The sequence below is a fragment of the Streptomyces sp. CB01580 genome (assembly GCF_001905795.1).
In the GTDB taxonomy this organism is placed as follows: domain Bacteria; phylum Actinomycetota; class Actinomycetes; order Streptomycetales; family Streptomycetaceae; genus Streptomyces.
Map to the genome: position 1 here is coordinate 1 of NZ_LIXJ01000008.1, position 18732 is coordinate 18732.

Sequence of the window (18732 nt, forward strand, 5' to 3'; positions counted from 1 at the left end):
CGAGGTGCTGCCCGGCCGCGAGGCCGCCACTCTGGAAGCCTGGCTACGCGGGCATCCGGGCGTCGAGGCCGTGTGCCGGGACGGATCGGCCATCTACGCCGAGGCGGTCCGCCGAGCCCTGCCCGCCGCGGTCCAGATCAGCGACCGCTGGCAAGGGGTCCGACAGTGAATATCGAGCCGGTCTCACGCGAGGTGAGTACCGCCAGTTTCGTTGCCGGCACTCGCCTCGCGATGAACGCGTAGTCCTGGTACTCCCACAGGTCCTCGGACCACTTGGGCGGCTGAGCGCCGATGAGCGCCCAGCAGTGGTGGAGCTCCCACCCTGCCTCCGTTCTCACGGCTAGCGCCCGCACGTACGCGTTCTTCTCACTGGTCTCCAAGTCATGGTGAAGGACTTCGAGATCGATGTTGCTGGCGTTCATGCCAGGTGTCCCCTTACTGCGGTGCGAGGGCAAGTGCGGCTGACGCTCATGTGAGGTCGTGGCAGAACCTTAGATGCGCTTCGCGGCCGTACGTCTTCGAGGTCTCGGACCGCACCTACCGCTACCTCGTCTTTCTCCTCGCCGGAGTGTTCGTCGGGTACCTCGCGTACCGCGACCCGGCTGCCTGGGTTGCCTTGTTGGCTGGCGTAGCCGTGGTGACACTCCTGTACACGTCGCTGGTCCGGGCAACGGCGGACGGCGATGTCGTCGGGGAGGTCGGCTGCGCCGCTGACCGCGCTGGCATGGGGTGGTGGTCGCCAGATCCGCAGCACATCGGGTCGAACCGGGGTGAGTCAGTTTCGCCCGAGGTCACTGGTCGCGCTGCCCCGACTGGGTCCTGGCGATCGGCCGGGGCGCCTTGAGGGGGGCGGGTCGGACCAGCGGCCCTGAACACTCCCGGTCGCTCCCCACGCGTACGGTTCGGACTGCAGCGAGGACAGCGTGTCCTGGTGCGTGATCTGTCGCTCCCCACGCGTACGGGGATGGTCCGCTTGGCCGCGTCGTCCCGCTCCAGGACCACCCGTCGCCCCCGCGCCCGCGGGGGCACCCATCGGACCACCCCCGCACATGCAGAAAGCAGTCCTTCCGAGGCCAGAGCGCCGGGTGGTCCGCGGACCCTCCCCGCGCCTGGGATGAGCGGCTGGGCTGGGCGTTCGGGCTGATAGCAGATGATCCGGCTGCGAGGAGTGCGGCACGCGCTGGCCGTCGTCCTCGACCTGACCGCGTGCGCGGTGGTGGACCGACAGTGCACCCCGCGCTATGGCGACCTGACGCAACCTTGCGGTCGCCCCCTGCGACTGAACGGCGCGAAGAACATCGCCTCCGGCCGTCGCCGCAATGCGCGTGACGCCCGCCGACCCCTCACGCTCCTCGGCCTTGCCTGAGCACGAAGTGGACGTCACTCGACTACGCCGAAGCCCTGAGAGCTGTCGCAGAATAACTTGAGGCTTTGATCTTGGTCAGGCGGGCTGTCTCACGAGGTCATCGAGTGGAACGGCGCTTCGGCGTTCGTGAGTTATTTTTCGACGACTCCCTGGGCCGCTCAGGGGTCGACCGGGTGCGGCGCATGCGTTCTCGGCGTTCTCTCAGGCCGAGAACGAGAGGCAACGCCGCCTCAGATGGTCGGGGTGTCGTCAACAATCGGCCTGTGAATCTCAACGACCGGCTTCCACCCCGCGGTGAACTCGATGAAGTCCGCACGGGTGGGGTAGGTGTCGATCGCGCGACGGTCACGCTTGGGGCTGTCGCTCCCCTTGCGCCCCCGGGGAATCTGCTCCTCGAAGATGTCGACCTTCACGTCGGGAACCTCCTTGAGGCCCTGGCGCCAGATCTGCACGATGTCGGCGCCGAACGCCTGCCGGGCCGCAGCGTAAAGGGCCGTGAGGGCCCCCTTGTCCCCACTAGGGACGAAAAGTGCCAGGTCCAGCACGACGCCGGCGGACTGGAGGACCTCGATGGTCACCGAGCCGTTCTCGTCGGCCAAGTAGATTCCGGCTTCATTCTCGTCGTCGGGAAGGCAGGAGACCTCTTCCTGGAATACGGTTCTCGCCGTGATCGAGCCACCCTCGAAATCCTCACCGGACTTGGTCAGAAAAGCAGGGACATAGCAGCCGGGAAGCTTGAGTTCTGCCGTGTCGGCGGAAACGAAGAGCCTGTCCTTCATGTCGAGCTTCGTCACCTCTTCCAATGAGAGGCGGCGAGCGGCGATCTTCTCCGTGTTCACGATTTCCCTTTCAGGTTGCTCTGTCCCTCCGAACGAGGACGCTACCACGAAACCCGGAGGTCAACTGCCCAGTAGTCGTTGGGTCAATGGCCTCCGATGACCTGCACGGGAGGATGCCGAAGCGAGTCCCGCTCGGTCGGGAACACGCATCCGCCAGATAGTGTCCCTCGTCATGGTGTTGGGGATCAAATGGCGGTTGCATTTCGGTGCGTTGGGTGGCGCGGAGGAACTAAAAGAGAGTTTACGGTAGATATCACCCATAGCGCCTTCGGGGGGCGAGGTAAGGCGTTTCATTCGTCGTGCATATCGAAGAGCGCAGCGGAAACAGGCCGGATGGTCCGACAACGCAACAACGGAGACCCCCACCGGCAACATCTGGATGAAGCGCGAACCGGAAGTCGCGTACTAGTGCTGCTCCGCGCAAGTTCGTGGAGGGCGGTTCACGGTCGGTGGTTGCGGGTTCCGGCGATGGGGTGGGCTTGCGGAAAATGTGATGCGCTGTGTTGGCCACGTCGCGAGACTCGCGCGTATGACGGCCGAGATCACGCGCATCAATCCCCCTCAGCTCCATGCGACTCCGGGGTATCACCACATCACCGTCGTGGAGGCGGGCCGGACGGCGTTTCTGGCGGGGCAGTGCCCGCTTGACCGTGCAGGGACGCTGGTGGGACCGGGTGATCTGGACTCGCAGATCGACCAGGTGGCAGCGAACGCCGTCGCGGCCCTGAGTGCGGTGGGCGCCAGGCCGGATCACGTAGTCCGTTCGGTGATCTATGTGGTCAGTGAGGATGTCGCGGTTCTGGGCGCCGCCTGGCGGCGCCTGACCGATTCGGTCGCAGGGCCGGCGTTCACGACCGCGAGCACGCTGCTGGGAGTCGCCCGGCTCGGTTTCGCCGGGCAGTTGGTCGAGGTCGACCTGACAGCGGCTCTGCCCGGCTGACCGCGCTCCCGTGAATCGTCAGGCCGTTTCTTTGAGTGGGGTGCCCTGGTAGGTCCAGCGGAAGAGGCGGGCGTGTTCGTTGCGCCGGATCGTCCAGGCATCGATCTTCTCGATCAGGTCGTTACGGCTGGTGAAGCCGCCGTTGCGCAGGATGGCGCGGGTCAGTGCGGAGAAAACGAGCTCGACCTGGTTGAGCCAGGAGGCATGGGGCGGGGTCCAGTGGACGTGCCAGCGCGGGTGGGCGGCCAGCCACGCCCTGGTGTGCCTGGCGGTGTGCGCGGAGCCGTTGTCGAGAACCATGTGGATGTCCTTGTCGCGCGGCAGGATCCGGTCGAGCCGGTCCAGGAAGGCGGTGAAGGTCGCGGCGTTGTTGCGCTGGATGGTCTCGATCAGGGTCTGCCCGGTGGTGATGTCCAGGGCGGCAACGATGGAGGCGGTGCCGTGGCGGCGGTACTCGAACTCGCGGCGGGTGGCTCGGCCTGGTGCGGCGGGCTGGGAGGGGTAGCGGCGCTCGCGGGCCTGGATCGCGGTCTTCTCGTCGATGGACAGCACGATCGTGCCTTTCGGCGGAGTGCGGTAAAGGGCGCAGATGTCGCGGACGCGGTCCCAGAAGTCGGGGGTGTCGCGCCGCGTGAGCCACCCGGTCACCTTGTGCGGCTTGAGGTCCAGGCCGGCCAGGACCCTGCCGACCTGAGAGGCGGATATCGGGGCGAAGACAGTGCCCGCCACCTGGGCGGCGATCGCCGCATGGGTCCAGGTGGCGGCGGGCCCGGGCGGGGTACTGGTGGCCGCGGCGACCACCGCCACGCGCACCAGGTCGTCGTAGCGGCGCGGCCGGCCCGAGCGCCCGGCATCCTTCAGGCCGTCCAGCCCGCGCTCCGCGAACCGTCCACGCCACTTCCGGACGGTATTCACGCTCACCGCCAGGTGCCGCGCGATCGCCGCGTTACCCGCCCCATCGGCTGCGACCAGCACGATCCTGGCCCGCAGCACCTGCCTGACCTGCGCTTTCGCCGAGGAGGCGATCCGCTGCAGCACACCGCGCGTCTCCTCGTCCAGCGCCACCGGCACCGCCGCACACCGCCCCGAGCCTTCCACCATGATCAGTGATCATGGTGGAAGACCGGCCACAGGCGGCAGGATGGGGCCGTGCCGAAGAACCCGCCCGAGTCCATGCAGCACCACCTGCGCCAGCGGCTGAACACCCGCGCTCACGAGCGCTGGCCGCAGCTGGCCCGAGTCCATGTCAGCTTCCGGGCCGGGTTCGCCTACGTCAACGGCGAGTTGAACAACGGGGAACAGCTGCCGCTGTGCCGCCTGCGCTTCGCGGGTGTCCTGCACACCTGGGGCTTCGCGCTCTACCTCGCCAGCCGAGACGGCTACGCCGAGAACGTACTATCCTCCGGCCTCCCGGTCGGCAGCCCGGAGGAATGCCTCGACTGCGCCTGCGGACTCTACCTCAACAGCCCGGCAACCTGCCCCCTCCACGAACTTGCGCGGAGCAGCACTAGCGCGCCCTCTTCGGTCAGGACTTCGGCCTAGTCGGCTGACGCCCGTTGCTGACGTCTCGTCATGTTGGGCGGGGTTCGGTACACAGCAGGCACGGACGTCCGCGGTGCTCCCCGCCCGCGCGGGGATGGCTCCGCGGTCGCTCCCCACGCGTACGGGTCGGACGACCTCAAGCAGATCCAGTATCAGCGTGTCCACTACTCAGGGGGAGGTCCCGGCACGTCCTTGGCCTGCTCGCACCACGGCCCGTCCGGTTCATCGACTTCGAACTCGATGCCCTCACCGGCGCGGCCAGGAGGTTCCAGACGGATCGCGGATGCCTTGCCTGTAAGCAAGTCCGCCACCCGCAGCGCCGTCCACCAGTCCTCGTACAGGTTTCCCGCCTTGTCGGCCCTGCCACCCGGCAACCCCAACTGGTTCACCCCACCTGCTGCCCTAACCGAAGGTGCCACTGACTTTAGACCCGCCCACTGACAAAGCCTGACGATCAGAGCTGCCTCTGGCATTCGAGGGTCATGCGGTCATGGCTCGACTGCACACCGATGCCAGCCGGAGCCCTGCCGGAGACTGGGTCACGGCTGAGATGGACGGCCGTCACCCGTGCGGCACTGCGCTGGATGGGTCTCAGGAACGGAGGCCAACGCATATCTCGGCCTTGACGCTCGTTTGACGCTCCGAGTGTTCAAGGGGCCCTTCGGTGGAGTCGAAAATGCCATCTGACCTGCGGTTACGCCCAGGAACCCCACTTCTGACATCTTTCCGATGATGCATCATGTGGAGTGCGTGGCGATTCTCGAACCGGTGAAGTAAGGGCCCCGGCCTGCGGTTTCGTGGTATCCCTTGCCTGCTCGACCTGTTCCCACTCGTCCAACAGGTGAAGCATGGGGCTTATCCGCGTACCCGCCTGATTTGAGGTTTCAGGCGGGCGCGCCGATGGTGGCACACCGCGTGTCCACGCGGGCATCGGGTTGTTGACGCTCGTGCGACGCTCATTCTGAAGGCCCACCACATCAGGCGGGTATCGTTCGAGACAGCCGTGAGGTCCTGCTGACACGGTTTCGTGGCTGCCGGGGTATCGGGCGCCATTCAGGGTCACTGACGCCACTGAGGTCGATGTGATTCAATCCGGCTTCCGTCCGAGCGGATCGCGAGGCGCTATGCGCCTATGACGAGGCGCTCGGGTGGCGTAGCGCTCCCAGACGGTCTTCATCGGGCTGTACGTCTTTCTCGTCCTAGCGGCTGAGGGTGAGCCCGATCCGAGTGCGACGCCCCTCGCGCTTGACGGGCCCGCCGGCCAGTTGCTCCGTTGGCGGGTTCCCTGGACCGGGAGTCCGCGACGAGCTTCCGCTTTCCCGGTTCGTCAGGGGAGGGATGTCGGGAGAGCCGGTGTGGCGTGTGTCCAGGTCGCGTCGAACTGGCGCAGGGCAGCGGTGTACAGAATGCCAGGCGCCCGGGCGTAGAGGCACGGAGAGTTTCTGCCGTGTGCCGACGCATTGTAGAAAGTGAGGTAGGCGGCACGGTCCGTCGCGATCACACGGCAGTTGTTCGGCAGATTGAAGGTGCGCAGTTCGATTCCGTCCCTCGCCTGTGTCACTCGGGCCAAATAGTCGATGTTCGTTCGGACCTGGTTTCTGAGCAGGCCTCGGGTGAAGCCTGGGTCGAACCGAGAGACCTCCTGAGAGCGCCTATCGAGCCACGAGTCCTCTCGGTGATCGGGGTCGGGCAACAGGATCTGGACGGACTGCGGGGAAGGCTCTGCCGACCACAAGGGTGAGAAGACCTCACGGGTGAGCACGTTTCCTCGGCCTGCCAGGACTTTGACCCAGCGGGCTCGTTGCAGGTCGCGAGCGAGGTCCTGTTCGGCGGAGGACTGGTGAAGGTAGACGCGCCCGAGCCCGGTCCTCGTGTACCGGGAGCAGGCGGCGACCAGCCACCACATGGGACGGGCGCCACGCAGCAAGCCGAGGACGAGGAGGATAGCGCTGGCTGCCAGAGAGCCGAGGATCCCTATCAGAAAGTCGTTCATGTGGAGCCCTCTTCCGGTGTCGGGTCGCATACGACGGGGCATCGATTGCGTCAGCAGAGGAAGGGCAGCAGGAGCCGCAGAACATGGGCGGCGTTTCGGGCTGCGAGTTCGTGGTGTGCGTGTCCCTTCTCTTCGTCGGCATTGTCGGAAACGCCTCGGACGACGATCCAGCCGGGGTTCATCTCGTCGTGGATGGAGTTCTCCTGCCAGTACTGGCTCAAGCCGCCCGCTTCCATGTCCACCGCCAGTACCTTCTCGTTGTAGTGCGCGAGGTATCGGCGGATGTCGCTGTCGCGGTCGGCGATGACTGCCTCACCGGAGCCGATCAGCCCCGGATACACCGAGTATTCCTGCGAGGATTGCGAGGCAAGCTGACCGTGGATACGGGCGGGGGTGCCGTACTCGGCGAAGAACGCGTTCACGGCATGCACCACCTGGGCCGGGGCCTGCCGGTGTTCGCCACGCCTGCGGACGTCACCGAGCGGATTGATCTTGCGGTTCTCGTAGTAGACGACCTCGGTCGAGATGATGACGTTCCCGATGCAGGCGTGCTCGTCGTGAATACCTCCCCCCACGCCGACGAGAGCCCAGAGCCGAGGCGCGTACTGGCGTCGCAGATTCTCCAAGGCGGCCATGGTCGACCGTTGCCCCTGACTCTGAGTCTGAGTGGCGACGATGCGGACTGTTGAGTCCGGAGTGGAGTGTTCTCCGCGGTAGAAGTAGAGGCCACCTGGCTCTTTGTGCCGTTCGAGTTTCAACTCGTCGCACAGTGCGCGCAGTTCCTCGCTAAGGATGGTGACGATCCCGATGTCCCATGTGCTTCGATCTGTTTGTGCCATGGAGCCGGTCACCGGTGCGCCGATTCGTTCTGCGGGAGGCGTCGCGATGACTCGGGCGTGGTTGCCCACGGCGTTGTTGCTGATGGTGTTGCCATTTCCGTGGGAGCTGATGCCTCGGTTGGTGTTCACGGAGTTCCTCCGTCGCTGGGGCTGTCGGTCCCCGTGGAAGGGTGCGCCGGTGCGCCGACTTGGGCTGCATCGCCTACGGCGTTGTTACTGATGGTGTTGTTGTCGCCGAAGTTGAAGATCCCGCTATTGATGATCTTGAGTGCTCGATTGTTGAACTCTGACGCGTCCACGTCCTTGGCCAGCAGGAAGTCGCCTGCCGCCCGGAGTAGACGTTGTTCAATCGTCTTCATCCGGCCAAGGATGTCGGTCTTCTCCAATTGCACCCTGGACCACGCCTGGGCCGATTGCTCCCGGATGCTCACGCGACTGCCGATGAGGACGTTGCGTATCGGCGTGGAAGTGAGATCCGGCGGGAGGATGGCGGCCTTGATCAGGGCGCGGAGATAAAGGATGATCCGCCACGAGTGCTGGACTTGCCGGGGTAGAGTGGACAGTTCACGGAAAGCAGCCCATACGATCGCGATGAGGCCGTGCTGGCCGAACTCGGCTGTCCGTTGGAAGGATCTCGGTGTGTGTGCGAGCACGCACGCCGCCGTGGAGATTATCAGGGTCCGTCCCCGTACGCTGACGTGGAGCAGGACGGTCGCGACGTACTCCGCGCCCTCCAGCGGTGTCGTGACCTCAAGGAAATGATGGCCCCTCGATCCCGGTGTGTTGATGATCTCCCGCAGATCCACGTCGGTGAGCTTCTGGGGGAGTAGGGACCGATCGGTTGCCACGTCGGTCTCGGAGACATAGACGCGGTCCCTGACTTGGGCGGGCAGGCGAACATCGCGGCTGTCTGTGTTCAGCAGGTGGACCGCGTCGCGCAGGTGCTCGACGAGCTCGTGGGCCTGGAACGGGGGTACAGGGTGCTCCCGTTCGTGCAAAGGGGCGTCATCGTCCTCGACAGGACGCAGGAGTTGGACGCTCATGGGTGGGTTCCATTGGTAGACGATCTCTCCGGCACCGATGAATGGTGACTCCTCCCCGAAGAGGGTGAACACGGTCAGATCATCGTCGGCTGCACCCTCGTCCTGGCTGTGGCGGGGACGGCGATACACGGTGTGCACGTCCCTCTGCTGAACGTCGGCCACCCGCTGCCGGCGGGACAGGCGACCGGGGCGCAGAGTCGGTGCCCGAAGAATCCGGTTGAGCTGCAGTTGACGCAACGCTCCGATGGCGAGGCACATGAGCACGATGCCCGCCCCCATGCGAAGGGCCGTGGTGACGTGATGGGGGTGGATGAGTCCGATCACGAGGCCGGTCGTCGCCAGACCGAGGGCGATACCTCCGACGCGTTGTAGCGCCTGCGACTTCTCCGATTTCCTTCGCGGGAGGATCCGTTGGAGACGGCGCCGATGACGGTACTGCAGTTCCTTGTTGCGGCGTCCGGGCTTTCCGTCGCTCCGGGGCTCGCGGTCACCCCGGTGTATGAGCAAGGTCAGGCGGAGCAGCCACAGGAGGGCGAGGCCACATGCCACGAGAGCGCTCGCAGGCAGGGCGCCTGCGCATGCTGGCGCGATCACGGACCCCAGCAGCGTGACGCGCAGAACAGTCGTAAGGGCGGCAGCCCGCCACGCGTGGCGCATGACAGGGACTATGTCGAAGCCGTAGGACGGGGCGACCCTGCGGTGCGGCGACGTGCAGACCTTGTCGATCACGAGGTCGCGGAAATGTTCGTCAACGTATGGACCCGCGCATAAATGGCGTGTTGCAGCAGTGAGTTCGTCGCCGGAAACCTTTGCGGGTGGTACGGGGGGAGTGGCCATGCCCTGCCCTCACCTCCTGGAGTTAAGGTCTACGTGACCATAAGTGGCGAGAGTGTTCAAGTCAATGTGACCTTTAGGGGTTCTCGTGGATGACTGGCTGAAAGACTCCGATGAGGTGGAGGCCTCGTGGGTGACGGTGGACCTGGCGATTTTCACGCTGCGGGGCGACTGCCTGATGGTGCTCCTGATCGACCGGGGGGTGGAGCCCTTCCTCGGCCGGCCTGCACTCCCCGGCGGATATGTCCAGAAGGGCGAGACCTTGCGGGAAGGGGCGCTGCGCGAGTTGGGGGAGGAAGCCGGCATCGACGGTGGGCTGTTGCACCTGGAGCAGCTGGGTGCTTACGGTGATCCCGGACGGGACCCGAGAGGGCGAGTGGTCACCGTCGCATACCTCGCTCTGGGGCCCAACCTGCCTGTGCCCGTGGGCGGCACCGATGCGGAACGCGCCTACTGGGCACCTGTAGAGGAGCTCGACCGGGACAGGACGAGGTTGGCATTCGATCATTCTGAGATCCTCGCCGAGGCTTTGGAGGAGGTCCGGCGCAAACTCGAATACACCCCTGTCGCCACGGCCTTCTGTGCCTCGGAGTTCACCCTCAGCGAGTTGCGTACGGTCTATGAAGTCGTCTGGGGGCAGTCGTTGGACCCGAGCAACTTTCGACGCAAGGTACTGAGGACCACAGGATTCGTGGAGGCCACGGGCGAACAGAGGATGCCCTCGACCGGTCGCCCAGCCGCGCTCTACCGCAGAGGAAGTGCATGGGTGTTGAGCCCACCACTCCTGCGCATCGGCGGGCAGCCAGCGTAGTTGGCCAAATCTCGAGGTTTCGGGATCGACGCAGGGACGCGGGGCCGCTCCAGGAGGGGGAGGCCCCGCAATCGGTCGACGGGCGAATGAGCCGTGCTCCGCTCCGGTTCTGGGAACCCGTGAGGTGAACGAGGAGGGTTCGGAGCCTGCACGGGTTCCGGGCAGTGGCGGGTACGGTGGCTGGGGTGGGTCGGGTGCCCTGCGGAGTGCCGGTGACGGTGTCCTCGCGGCTGTTGTCCTGGGTGAAGACGCCGGCGAGTCGCCCGTCGGAGTTCCGGGCGTCGGCCGCGTTCAGTTCAGCCGGCGAGGCTTTCCTGTTCAGTCGACGAGGGTTCCCTGGTGGAAGTACATACGCCAGCCCGTCTCCGTCAGGCGCCAGAGGGAGCTTCGCCGTGCCCGTCGGCCCTGGGCGTCGGCGAAGTACGTCAGGTGGACGATGCCCGGGGCAAGGACGACTCCCGACATTTCGCTGACCTCGACAGGGGACTCCGGCGACACGGTGTCGCCACTGGTGACCGCGAGGATCGACTCGATGTCCCATCGCCGTCCCGAAGCGCCGAACTCGGTGAACTCCGGGTCCAGAAGCTCCAGGACACGGTCGGAGACCGCGCGTACCGCAGGGTCGAGAAGCCGCAATTCCCCGTCGATGGCCGCTTGAACGAACCGCTCATTCTCATCCGTCATGCGGAAACCCTAGGGGCCGTCGCCCCTTTCGGCACCCTCCCTTTCCTCGGCCGGACGACGTGGTCGTACCCTGCAAGTGATCATTCCGTCACCGGACGCAGGAGGCCAGTTGCACCCCTCGGACGTTCCCCCGGCCGGCTACTTCGAGCGCATCGACGAACGGACCTACCGGCCCACCGTGCACGCCGGTGGCGCCTGGCAGTCGGACGAACAGCACTTCAGTCCGCTCGGCGGGCTGGTCGTCCACGCCATCGAGCGCTTCCTGTCCGCCCGCGGTCGTACGGGGCCGGAACTGCACCTGAGCCGCATCAGCTACGACATCCTCGGCCGCATCGCCCTCGACGACACCGAGATCCACGTCGAGACGATCCGCCCCGGCCGCACCATCGAGCTGGTCGAGGCCACCGTGGCCATCGCGGGGCGGTCCACGGTGCGCGCCCGCGCCTGGCTGCTCGCGGCGGGCGACACCGCCTCCGTCGCCGGGGGCGAGGCCGAGGCGCTGCCCCATCCCGACGGGGTGGAGCCGTGGCCGATGGCCTCGGTCTGGCCCGGCGGGTTCATCGCCTCGCTCGACGTGCGGGCCGTCGACCCGCCGCAGCCCGGCCGGGCCAGGACCTGGGTGTCGACCGGCAGGCCCCTCGTGACCGGTGAGGAGGCGAGTCCGCTGGCGTCCTACGTGGGCCTCGTCGACACCGCCAATGGTGTCGCGGTACGTCAGCCGCCCGGGAAGTGGATGTTCCCGAACGTCGACCTGACCATTCATCTGCATCGTCAACCACGGGGCGGCTGGGCCGGTCTGGACACCTCCGTCGTCTTCGGCGCCGAGGGGCACGGCCTCACCAGTACCGTCCTCCACGACGTCCACGGACCCGTCGGACAGGCCCAGCAGATACTCACCGTGAGGCCGTTGGAAACCCCCTGAGGGATGTGACGCGCGAGGACGGTTCCCTCTCGGCGGCCCGTCCACGGGCTACGGGAGGGAGCCCTCGTGAGGAGTGGCCCCCGCGGCGAGCAGCACGGCGACCGTCTCCGGGTACGGGCCGCCCCGCGCCCATTCGAGCGGGGAGCGGCCCGTCCCGTGGTCCTCGCGGAGATCGGGATCGGCACCGTGGGCGAGGAGTTCGCGTACCGCTTCGGTGTGCCCCCAACACGCGGCCGCGCACAACGGCGTGCCCTCCGTGAGGTACCCGCTCTCCTCGTCGGGCGGGGCTCCGGCCGCCAGCAGTCGGCGGACGACATCGGCGGCCCCTCGAACGGCCGCCGCGTACAGAGGAGTCGAGCCGTACGCGTCGGCCGCCTCCGGGCGGGCTCCCCTGCGCAGGAGCGCTTCCACGTCGTCGGCGTCACCGAACGAGGCGGCCGTGACGAGCTGTCCCGACAGCTTCTTCTGCTTTCTTCGCTTCATGGTTGCCGAGGTTAAGGGCTGTCCCGTGATCGGTGGTGCCGGATGCATGGGGGCTTTCCGGCAACGCCGCGAGGTGCGGCAGGCGTCGTCGTCGAGTGCGCCGCCCGGGAGGCTGCCGGCCCGCTGAAGGGCGCGGTGGTTGCTTCCGGGAGCCCCGCGCGTCCGAGTTCCGGAGTGTGACCCGGCCTCTTCGGAGATCACCTCGTGGGCGTTCTCAGGCCCTCTCCTCGGATTCCCGGACCTCCAGGGTGAGTCGGGCAAGTTCGTCGAAGCCGATGCCGTCGAAGTCGCCGATGCCGGTGGCGAGGCGGTTCTTCAGTGGGGCGGTCCAGTGTTCGCCGAGTGCGTCCGGGCCGCCCGCCAGCAGGCCGGTGATCGAACCGGCCGTGGCGCCGTTGGAGTCCGTGTCCCAACCGCCGGACACGGCGCGGCAGACGGCACCCGCGAAGTTCCCGTCCGCGTGGGTGAGAGCGGCTGCCAGCAGAGCGGCGTTCGGCAGCACGTGCACCCAGTGGTGGTCGGGGGCGTAGCGGGCGTGCAGTGCGTCGACGACCCGATCGAAGCCGGCCGGGGTGCCGGTGGGCTCGGCCCGCGCGGTCTCGATGCCGAAGCGGATGGCCTGTGCGTAACGGGAGTTCGGCGGGACGTGGGCCAGAGCGGCGGTGAGCGTGTCGTGGACCGTGGTGGGAGCGGGGCCGGCCGCGTGCGCGATGGCCGCCGCCACGAACATCTCGCCGTAGACACCGTTCGCCGTGTGCGACAGCATCGCGTCCCTGCGGGCGAGTTCGGCGGCTCGCGCGGGATTACCCGGGTTCGTCCAGCCGAAGACGTCTGCCCTGATCTGCGCGCCGATCCACTCGCGGAACGGATTGCGGTACGTGGCCGTCAGCGGGGGCTCCAGCCCGGCCAGCAGGTTGCGGTAGGCGACGCGCTCCGCGGTGAACGTGCGGCCGGCGGGCAGTTCCTCCAGCCACAGGCGCGCCACGTCGTCCGTGCTGAAGCCGTGGCCGTGACGCCGGAGCAGCAGAAGGTTGAGAAGCGGGTAGTCGAGGTCGTCGTCCTCCGGCATGCCGTCGATGTTCTCGGCCAGGGAGGTGGGGCGGGACCTGCGGTTCCACGGGTGGGCCGCCGCGATCCGCGGATCCAGGTCCCGCTCGGTGAACCAGGTGCGCAGGGGCCAGTTGCCGGTGGACCTGCCGATGGCGCGGATGCCGGGAAGCGGGATCTTCTCCACGGATTTGCCCAGCAGGCAGCCGACCGCCCTGCCCAGCCAGGCCGCGTGCAGCCGGTCGAGCTCCGTGCGTGCGACGACGGCCCCACATGCGCGGCTCGCCCCGCGCGGGGCCGGTTCCGTACGCCGTGGCGCGTCCGGGCCCGGGGGGACGGTGGGCAGTGGGCCGGGTGGGGGTTCCGCCGCCGCCAGGGGGGTCGGAAGCCGTGCCAGTTCATCGAGCAACTCCTCGGCGAGCGCACGCAGTGCGGGTGCGACGGGCCGGGCGGAGGCGCCGTCCCGGTCGGGAGCCGGACGGCCGCCCGCCGCGACCCAGCGATGCGCGATTCCGGTCGCGTCCCGGCCGTCCTGTGCGGCCTGGCGCAGCTCGTGCCCGATCAAGTCCTCCGGCTGGACCCAGGTCAGACGCAGCATCAGGACCCCGTGATCGCAGAGAAGGCCGCCTCGTGGGCGCGGCGCCGCTCCAGGTCGAGCGCGTGCACCTCGCGGGCGACCCGGGCCAGGGACGCCGCGGGAGCGCGCAGATCCAGTCGGCTGGCCCGGGCGACCTCGGTGCTCCATTCACGGGGCACCGCCTGTTCACCGCACAGTGCGCCGACGATCGCACCGCTCATCGTGGCGATCGAATCGCAGTCGCGGCCGTAGTTGACCGATCCGAGCACCGTGTGCCGGAAGTCGCCGCCGCCCACCAGCACCATGCCCAGGGCGACGGGGAGTTCCTCGATGGAGTGCAGCCGCGAGGGGCGACGGGCGCCCAGCGACGGCCTGCGGTACTCCGGACCGACCGTGTCGAAGGGGGCCACCGCCTGTCTCAGCGGCACCAGGGCCTCCTCGAAGTCGTCGTACCGGACCGCGACTTCGCACACCGCCTCGATGGCCGCCCTCGTGCCGTCCTTCGCCAGTGCGAGGGCGTCCTCGACGACGGAGGCGGGGGTGGCGTCCGGCTTGAACGCAGCGGCCACCGCGGCCGCGAGGACCCCCGCCGCCTCGCGCCCGTAGGACGACTGGTGCGCCCCCGCCACGTCCAGCGCCTCCTGGTACGCGGCGAGCGGGTTGCCCGCGTCGACCACGCCGACGGGCGCCATGTACATCGCCGCACCGCAGTTGACGATGTTGCCGACGCCCGCCTCGCGCGGGTCGACGTGCCCGTAGTGGATGCGTGCGACGATCCACTTCTCCGCGAGGAAGATCCGCTGGAGCGGCAGCGCCTCCGCCTCCAGCTCCGGGATCCAGCGGGTGTGGCTGATCAGGTCGGGTACCAGGTGGTCGGCGACGGCGTAGGCGTCGAGGTGATCGCGGACCTTCTCGTAGACGCGGATCAGGGCGTGCGTCATCAAGGTGTCGTCGGTGACATGGCCGTCCCCCTTGTGAAACGGCGCGAGGGGGCGAGCGGTCCGCCACTCGTCCTTGTGGAACGGTTCCACGATGCCGCGCACCCGGCCGCCGTGCCGTTCGACGATGGCCTCGGGGGCCCAGCCCTCGACCGCGCCGCCGAGCGCGTCGCCCACGGCGGCACCGACGAGGCTCCCGAGGGTGAGTTCTTCCAAGGTCGTGACGGTTCGTTCGCTATCGGTCCGGGTGGTCATACCGGGGTTCCTTCCGGGCGTGGGGGAGGGCTTTGAAGCGGGCCTGGAGGCGCCGGAGCGCGTCGGGTCGTTCTCGGTTCCGGTCGTCTCCGGGCCCATGCCCTGCATCGGCGTCGACGGCGGTCGAGGGCTACGGTCGCGGTTGTCGGCCGGGTGGTCGCGGATGTCGACGCCCCGGTCACGGTCCGGTACGGAACAATCACTCGGGCGGGTGATCGGGCCCGTGCGGAGCGCCGGTTGCTTCTACGCTTTCGGCCATGCCCTGGAACTGGATGCAGATCACACTCCACCCACCGACCCGGGACCGGGCCGGTTACGGCGAGGCGGCCATCGGAAGGGGTGGGCTGACGTACGGCGAGGCACGCCGGACGGTGCACACGTCCCTGCTGGCCCTGGCGGAACGGCCGGGACCGGTCGCCGCCACCTACGCCAGGGCGGCCGACATGTGGAGCCGCGGCGTCCCCGACGACGTGCTGGCCGCCGGGCTCCTGATCTCACGGGTGTACGAGTACGGGCGCCTGCCGGGCGAGACGGCGGAGCGGGCCGCGCACGCGATCGTGGAGGAGTTCAGCATGAACACCACCGGGGAGCCGCACCGGGTGATCCTCACGGCCGACTCCCCGGGCGGCCACGCACGACCATGACCGGGCGGGTCTTTCCCGCGCCGGGGGACCGGCTGTCCCGTACCGGGGTGCGATTTCCTCGTACCGGGCTCCGGCTGCCCGGTACCGGGCCGGGACGGGCCGCTGACGGTCGGTCAGCCGTACGAGAGGTCGGAACAGGGGTTGTCGTCGGCGGAGCGGGCGTTCTCGGAGACCTGGGCGGGGACGTGCGCCGGCGGCGGTGAGGCAGGGGATTCCGGCTCGTCCGCGTAGGTGCGGCCGAGCAGGGCGGTGATGCCCGGTGCCGTCACCGGGGTGAGTCGCGCGCCGGGGAAGACCCGGGCCACCTTTCCGGCCTGTTCCTCCTGACCGGGGCCGTACTCGATCAGCGTCGTCGCCTGGTCGCGGACACCGGCGGTCGTGGCCTCGGTGATGGTGAAGCCGTGTCCCTTGAGCGTCTCGGCGGCACGGGCGGCGAGGCCGGGCACGGTGGTGCCGTTGTGCACGGCCACCGAGACACCGGCGCCGGAGACGGGCGCGTCGGCGCCCGGCGAGGGCGAGGCGGCCGATCCGCTCTTCCCGCTCCCTCCGGCGTCCTGGCCGTCGAGGGTGCGGTCGGCCCGCAGCGCCGCCCACAGGGCGTCGGCGTCCGGATGGACGATCGCCACGCGCGCCCCCTGGTACTTCCAGGGCACGGTCACGAACTTGGTGTTGTGGAGATCGATGTCCTTCATCGACATCGCGAAGGCGACGAGTTTGTCGGCGGTGCCGAGCCCGGGGTCGACGGTCATCGATTTGGTGGCCGCGTCCGCGAGCGGCAGCAGTTTGGACGGGGTCAGTCCGTCGCTCTTGATCTGTTTCAACAGACTCGCGACAAAGGCTTGTTGGCGCTTTATGCGGCCTATGTCGGAGCCGTCCCCGATGCCGTGCCGGATACGTACGTAGTCGAGCGCCTGCTGGCCGGAGACCGTTTGCGGTCCTTTGGCGAAGATCCGTTTGCCGCGGGTGGGGCGATGGGGGTTGAGGTCGCGCTGGTAGACGTCCTGCGGCAGGCAGACCTGGACGCCGCCCACGGCCTCCGTCATCGCCGCGAAACCCTTGAAATCGACGACGACGGTGTGATCGACGCGCAGCCCGGTGAGTTTCTCCACGGTGTTCTGGGTGCAGGCGGGGTTGCCCTCGGGCGTCTCGCCCACCGAATAGGCCGCGTTGAACATGGCGCCGGACTGCGGGGCGGTCCAGGATCCGTCCGGCAGTTTGCAGGGCGGGATGTCGACCAGGGTGTCACGGGGGATCGAGACGGCGACGGCGTGCTTCTGATCCGCGTACGTGTGCAGCAGGAACGCGGTGTCGGACCGGCCGATGTCGTCCGCGTCCCCGCCGCCCAGTGCGATGTTGCCGCCGGTCCGGGCGTCCGAGCCGATCACCAGGACGTTCGACCCCTTGGTGGAGGCGGGCGGCCGGTCGCCGGAAACACCGTCCGCGCTGAAGGTGCTGATGTTGCCGTTGAGCCGCGTGTAGACCCATCCGGCACCGGCCGCTCCCAGGACGAGCAGGGAGACGGCGGCGGCGAGGGCCGTGCGGCCCTTGCTCCGCCTGCGTCGTCGGCCACGTACCGCCGCTGCGCGCGCACGGCGCCGGGAAGCCTGGCGGCTGTCTGTCATGCGTCCACCCCATCGGTTCCGGCCACAGGAAGGGGGCGACTGACCCCGCCTCAATGGTTGTACAGTTGCGCAATGTAGCAAGCGTGTCCGATGGATGGCTCCTCGCATGGGTCATCGGGAAGAGAGTGGGGTGGCGGAGTGTTCCGCAACGCGTTGGAGCCCTGGCATCTGCTGATCGTGGTGCTTGTGATCATCATTGTGTTCGGATCGAAGAAGCTGCCCGACAGTGCGCGGGCGCTGGGCAAGTCGCTGCGCATTCTGAAGAGCGAGACCAGGGCCATGAAGGAGGAGGACGCGCCCTCGCCCGCCCCGTCCGCGGCCGGGGACGCGGCGGGCGCGTCGGCTCCGGACGGGGCGGGTGCCGCCGGGGGGCCCGCGTCCCGGACCATTCGCTCGGCTCCGGGCGACGCCGCCTCGGCGCGTCCGGTCGTGGAGAACAGCACCGAGCCCCGTTGATGTGCGCGGTGTCCGGCTCCGTCGGTGCGTGGGTACCCGAGTCCGTGCGGCGTCTGCGCCCGAGGGGGCTGTGATCCGAGGGGCCTTCGTCCGGGGTGCTCCCGCACGGAGCCGGGGTGTGGTGATCGTGGGCGCGTCCCCGCCGTACAGGCATTTCAAAAATTGCGTAACTTTTGAACTATGGTGAGTCCGACACGCACCCGGCGGAGCCCCGGCGCTCCGGCGGACGCATCGTCGGCGCGCCTCGAAGGAGAGCAGAAGTGTTGGGCGTCAGTCTCGCCAAGGGTCAGAACGTCGTCCTGAACCAGGACGGCACGCCGCTCGCCGATGTCACCGTCGGCCTGGGCTGGGACGCGCGTCCGGCCGGCGGCGCGGACTTCGATCTCGACGCGTCCGCGATCATCTGCGGACCGGATCAGAAGGCCGTCTCCGACCAGCACTTCGTCTTCTACAACAACCTCCGGAGCCCGGACGGGGCGGTGCGGCACACCGGCGACAACACGACCGGCGAGGGCGAGGGCGACGACGAGCAGATTCTCGTGGACCTCGACCGGCTCGACGAGAAGACCGGACAGATCGTCTTCATCGTCTCCATCCACGACGCGCAGAACCGCGGGCAGAACTTCGGACAGGTCGAGGACGCCTACATCCGTGTGGTCGACAACCTCACCGGTCGTGAGATGTGCCGCTACGAACTCTCCTACGACGCCGCCGGTGAGACCGCGATGGTTTTCGGCGCCCTGTACCGCAGGGGCGGGGAATGGAAGTTCCGGGCCATCGGACAGGGGTACGCGTCCGGCCTGGCCGGTATCGCGGTCGACTACGGCGTGGACATCGTCTGACGACGTCCTGCCCGACGGCGGCGCGCTCGCCCGACGATGTGTCGTCGGACGAGCG

The 18732-nt window shown here is 68.1% G+C and carries 20 protein-coding genes and 1 pseudogene; 9 read left to right on the forward strand and 12 right to left on the reverse strand.

The features are described 5' to 3' along the window. Positions 1-151: pseudogene (locus AMK22_RS14105) on the forward strand (transposase); the annotation flags it as partial. Here AMK22_RS14105 and AMK22_RS14110 read toward each other — a convergent pair. Then, positions 138-422 (reverse strand): hypothetical protein, encoded by a 285-nt coding sequence (locus AMK22_RS14110; RefSeq protein ID WP_073784963.1) that lies wholly within the window; start codon positions 420-422, stop codon positions 138-140. The pseudogene AMK22_RS14105 and the gene AMK22_RS14110 sit on opposite strands and share 14 nt — an antisense overlap. Before the next feature lie 728 nt (positions 423-1150). Between AMK22_RS14110 and AMK22_RS40055 the strand changes: the two genes are divergently transcribed. Then, a complete protein-coding gene (locus AMK22_RS40055) occupies positions 1151-1366 on the forward strand; it encodes a hypothetical protein (protein WP_073784967.1) in 216 nt (71 codons plus the stop codon). Between the two features lie 230 nt (positions 1367-1596). On the opposite strand, the gene AMK22_RS14125 is transcribed toward AMK22_RS40055, so the two are convergent. Then, positions 1597-2205 carry a hypothetical protein gene (locus tag AMK22_RS14125; protein ID WP_073784969.1) on the reverse strand — a complete coding sequence of 203 codons (609 nt, stop codon included), beginning with the start codon at positions 2203-2205 and terminating at the stop codon, positions 1597-1599. 529 nt (positions 2206-2734) lie between these two features. Here AMK22_RS14125 and AMK22_RS14130 point away from each other — a divergent pair. After that, positions 2735-3145 carry a RidA family protein gene (locus AMK22_RS14130; RefSeq protein WP_107430553.1) on the forward strand — a complete coding sequence of 137 codons (411 nt, stop codon included), beginning with the start codon at positions 2735-2737 and terminating at the stop codon, positions 3143-3145. Positions 3146-3163: 18 nt separating this feature from the next. Here the strand turns inward: AMK22_RS14130 and AMK22_RS14135 are convergent, their stop codons facing one another. After that, positions 3164-4246: an IS630 family transposase gene (locus AMK22_RS14135; RefSeq protein WP_199883216.1), complete on the reverse strand. Its 1083-nt coding sequence runs from the start codon at positions 4244-4246 to the stop codon at positions 3164-3166. Between the two features lie 48 nt (positions 4247-4294). Here AMK22_RS14135 and AMK22_RS14140 point away from each other — a divergent pair, with 48 nt between their 5' ends. Beyond that, positions 4295-4687 carry a hypothetical protein gene (locus AMK22_RS14140; RefSeq protein WP_242433972.1) on the forward strand — a complete coding sequence of 131 codons (393 nt, stop codon included), beginning with the start codon at positions 4295-4297 and terminating at the stop codon, positions 4685-4687. 164 nt (positions 4688-4851) lie between these two features. On the opposite strand, the gene AMK22_RS39160 is transcribed toward AMK22_RS14140, so the two are convergent. From AMK22_RS39160 to AMK22_RS14155, 4 genes are all read right to left on the reverse strand, one after another. Then, entirely contained in the window at positions 4852-5076 is a 225-nt protein-coding gene (locus AMK22_RS39160) for a hypothetical protein (protein WP_143203560.1), read from the reverse strand. 938 nt (positions 5077-6014) lie between these two features. Further along, a complete protein-coding gene (locus AMK22_RS14145; RefSeq protein ID WP_073784973.1) occupies positions 6015-6680 on the reverse strand; it encodes a hypothetical protein in 666 nt (221 codons plus the stop codon). A 50-nt stretch (positions 6681-6730) separates the two neighbouring features. Next, positions 6731-7648, reverse strand: coding sequence for a 5'-methylthioadenosine/S-adenosylhomocysteine nucleosidase family protein (locus tag AMK22_RS14150; RefSeq protein WP_073784975.1), 918 nt, complete (start codon positions 7646-7648; stop codon positions 6731-6733). Beyond that, positions 7645-9399, reverse strand: coding sequence for a hypothetical protein (locus AMK22_RS14155; RefSeq protein WP_073784977.1), 1755 nt, complete (start codon positions 9397-9399; stop codon positions 7645-7647). Before AMK22_RS14155 ends, AMK22_RS14150 begins: the two co-directional genes overlap by 4 nt. An 85-nt stretch (positions 9400-9484) precedes the next feature. Here AMK22_RS14155 and AMK22_RS14160 point away from each other — a divergent pair, with 85 nt between their 5' ends. Continuing rightward, positions 9485-10207 carry an NUDIX hydrolase gene (locus AMK22_RS14160; RefSeq protein WP_073784979.1) on the forward strand — a complete coding sequence of 241 codons (723 nt, stop codon included), beginning with the start codon at positions 9485-9487 and terminating at the stop codon, positions 10205-10207. A 318-nt stretch (positions 10208-10525) separates the two neighbouring features. On the opposite strand, the gene AMK22_RS14165 is transcribed toward AMK22_RS14160, so the two are convergent. Beyond that, complete coding sequence (locus AMK22_RS14165) at positions 10526-10891, reverse strand: nuclear transport factor 2 family protein (RefSeq protein ID WP_073784981.1); 366 nt, start codon at positions 10889-10891, stop codon at positions 10526-10528. 109 nt (positions 10892-11000) lie between these two features. On the opposite strand from AMK22_RS14165, the gene AMK22_RS14170 reads away from it, so the two are divergent. After that, positions 11001-11813, forward strand: coding sequence for a thioesterase family protein (locus AMK22_RS14170; protein ID WP_073784983.1), 813 nt, complete (start codon positions 11001-11003; stop codon positions 11811-11813). A 48-nt stretch (positions 11814-11861) separates the two neighbouring features. On the opposite strand, the gene AMK22_RS14175 is transcribed toward AMK22_RS14170, so the two are convergent. The 3 genes from AMK22_RS14175 to AMK22_RS14185 form a co-directional block, all read right to left on the reverse strand. Further along, the gene (locus AMK22_RS14175; protein WP_073784985.1) at positions 11862-12296 is read right to left on the reverse strand and encodes an ankyrin repeat domain-containing protein; all 435 of its coding nucleotides are present in this window, start codon (positions 12294-12296) and stop codon (positions 11862-11864) included. Positions 12297-12510: 214 nt separating this feature from the next. Further along, a complete protein-coding gene (locus tag AMK22_RS14180; protein WP_079186143.1) occupies positions 12511-13941 on the reverse strand; it encodes an ADP-ribosylglycohydrolase family protein in 1431 nt (476 codons plus the stop codon). Beyond that, positions 13941-15113, reverse strand: a complete 1173-nt coding sequence (locus AMK22_RS14185; protein WP_073784987.1) for an ADP-ribosylglycohydrolase family protein — start codon at positions 15111-15113, stop codon at positions 13941-13943. Before AMK22_RS14185 ends, AMK22_RS14180 begins: the two co-directional genes overlap by 1 nt. A 257-nt stretch (positions 15114-15370) precedes the next feature. Between AMK22_RS14185 and AMK22_RS14190 the strand changes: the two genes are divergently transcribed. After that, positions 15371-15757 (forward strand): hypothetical protein, encoded by a 387-nt coding sequence (locus AMK22_RS14190; RefSeq protein WP_073784989.1) that lies wholly within the window; start codon positions 15371-15373, stop codon positions 15755-15757. A gap of 113 nt (positions 15758-15870) precedes the next feature. Here the strand turns inward: AMK22_RS14190 and AMK22_RS14195 are convergent, their stop codons facing one another. After that, positions 15871-17379 (reverse strand): LCP family protein, encoded by a 1509-nt coding sequence (locus tag AMK22_RS14195; protein WP_073784991.1) that lies wholly within the window; start codon positions 17377-17379, stop codon positions 15871-15873. A gap of 138 nt (positions 17380-17517) precedes the next feature. Between AMK22_RS14195 and tatA the strand changes: the two genes are divergently transcribed. Then, a complete protein-coding gene (gene tatA / locus AMK22_RS14200; protein ID WP_073784993.1) occupies positions 17518-17835 on the forward strand; it encodes a Sec-independent protein translocase subunit TatA in 318 nt (105 codons plus the stop codon). Between the two features lie 263 nt (positions 17836-18098). Beyond that, positions 18099-18677, forward strand: coding sequence for a TerD family protein (locus AMK22_RS14205; RefSeq protein WP_073785294.1), 579 nt, complete (start codon positions 18099-18101; stop codon positions 18675-18677). Positions 18678-18732 lie beyond the last annotated feature (55 nt).